This window comes from Streptomyces sp. KLMMK, assembly GCF_036961605.1.
GTDB classification, from domain to species: domain Bacteria; phylum Actinomycetota; class Actinomycetes; order Streptomycetales; family Streptomycetaceae; genus Streptomyces; species Streptomyces telluris.
This window is the reverse complement of the sequence record NZ_JBAMDC010000670.1, coordinates 1-1,992: the sequence shown is the minus strand read 5'-3', so window position 1 is coordinate 1,992 and position 1,992 is coordinate 1. Positions and strand designations below refer to the sequence as shown.

General features: G+C 73.8%; 2 protein-coding genes. One reads left to right on the top strand and one right to left on the bottom strand.

Annotated elements, in window-relative coordinates:
- Positions 1-809, bottom strand: an 809-nt coding sequence (locus V7793_RS36955; protein ID WP_336014060.1) for a serine/threonine-protein kinase, incomplete at its 3' end; no start/stop codon positions are given.
- 566 nt (positions 810-1,375) lie between these two features.
- Here V7793_RS36955 and V7793_RS36950 point away from each other — a divergent pair.
- A partial coding sequence (locus tag V7793_RS36950; protein WP_336014059.1) for an FHA domain-containing protein occupies positions 1,376-1,992 on the top strand: 617 nt, incomplete at its 3' end.

The following is a 1,992-nucleotide window of genomic DNA, read 5'->3' as shown; positions in this document are numbered from 1 at the left end:
GCCAGGTTCTCCGCGCTCGGGCGCTCCTCGGGCCGCTTGCGCAGGCAGCGCTCGATGACCGTCCACAGCGGCTCGGGAACGGTGGTGGGGCGGCGCGGCTCGGAGCTGAGGTGCTGGTGGAGCACTTCGAGCGCGGTCGCGCCCGCGAACGGCGGGCGGCCGGTGACCAGCTCGTAGAGCAGGATGCCGGCGCCGTAGATGTCGACGGCGGAGGTCTGCGGGCGGCCTTCGGCGGACTCGGGCGCCACGTAGGCGGGCGTGCCGACGAATTCGTGGGTGCGGGTGAGGCCCGGGGAGTCCGCGAGGCGCGCGATGCCGAAGTCGGTGAGCATCGGGTGCATCTGGCCGCCGTCGCTCCGCAGGAGGACGTTGGCGGGCTTGAGGTCCCGGTGGACGATGCCGTCGGCGTGGCTCACGGCGAGCGCGTCGGCGATCTGGGCGGTGAGGAGCGCCGCGGCGACCGGGGTGAAGGGGCCGTTGTCGCGCAGGTAGCGGTGCAGGTCCGGGCCGTCGACGAGATCCATGACCAGGGCGAGCAGATCGCCCTCGACGACCAGGTCGCGGGTGCGGACGATATTGGGGTGGGTGAGCCGCAGGAGGACGGAGCGCTCGCGCAGGAAGCGCATCACGACGTCGGCGTCGTTGGCGAGCTCCTCCTTGAGCACCTTGATCGCGACGGTCTCGCCGGGCTGCCCGGCCACGGCGGCCTCGGCGCCCGCGGCCTCCCGCTGGCGCGCTCGCCAGACGGTGCCGGTCGCTCCGCGACCGAGCACCTCCTCGAGCAGGTACTTGCTGCCTACCGGCCGCACGTCATGCGCTCCCTGATCGTCATCGTCGTCGTGATGCTTTGCGATGGCCTCATTCGTGCCCGGCCTTCCGCCCACTGTAGTGCCGCCGTACGGACCTCCGGTTTGCCGAATCCGAGGGGCTGATGGGAAGACGCGGGGAGCGGGCGGTTGGTTGCCACGCGGCGCCCGGGCGGCGCGTGCGGGCTGCTCGGGGGCGTGCGCAGGGCCTGGGACGGCGCGTCCTCCGGGTCTCCGGCGCGAAAGAAACTCTGTACGACGCGTTCGAAAACGGACGCCCTACGAACAGATCATGAGATGACCACGGAAGGATTCGATCACCTTCCGCTTCCTTCGCACGCTCCGGCGGTCGTTCAAGATCACGAATTGGCCGTCGCCGGGCGCGTCGTCGCCGGCAGGTGCGAGGATGCTCGCAGCACGATGCGGAGGGGCGGGGCCGGTGCTTCCGGTACGTCCCGCGTGACGTGGTGACCTGTACGTGCCGACGCGCCCGTGCACGGTGGGGGAAGGCCGCGTGAAGCCTCCTGTCCCCCGCCCGCGCACCGGGGCAGAAGGGACCGTTGACGGCGATGCAGATCAGGCTGACCGTCCTCGGGCCGCTCAGCGGCCACCACACCACCGCGCCCGCCGCGAAGTGCGCCTGCGACGTGCTGGTGACCGCCCCCGCGGGGACCGCGCTGGCCGGGGTGACCAGCGGCCTGGCCGCCGCCGTGGCCGCGGCCGGCTCCGACCTCGGCACCGGGGCCGTCGTGGTCTACGCCGGGGCCGAGCGGCTCGACCCGCAGCGCAGCGCGCTCGGCGAGCCGCCCCTGATCGACGGCGCCGTGCTGTCCCTGTGCGCCCCGGCCGACCCGGAGGAGCACGCGGGCGTGCTGCTGTCCGGCGTGCCGGAGGCCGCGGCGCGGCTGCATGTCGTCTCCGGGCCCGACGCGGGCGGCGTGCACCTGCTGCACGGCGGCGAGGTGCACGTGGGGCGCTCCGCCACGGCCGGCATCCCCCTCGACGACCCCGACGTCTCCCGGCTGCACTGCGCCGTCGTCCTCCACGACGACGGCACGGTCACCCTGCGCGACCTGGGCTCCACCAACGGGACCGCCCTCGCGGGCGAGCCGGTCGGCGAGGAGCCGGTGCGGTTCCCCGCCGGGGAGCTGCTGCGGGTGGGCGAGTCGGTGCTGAGCCTGCACGC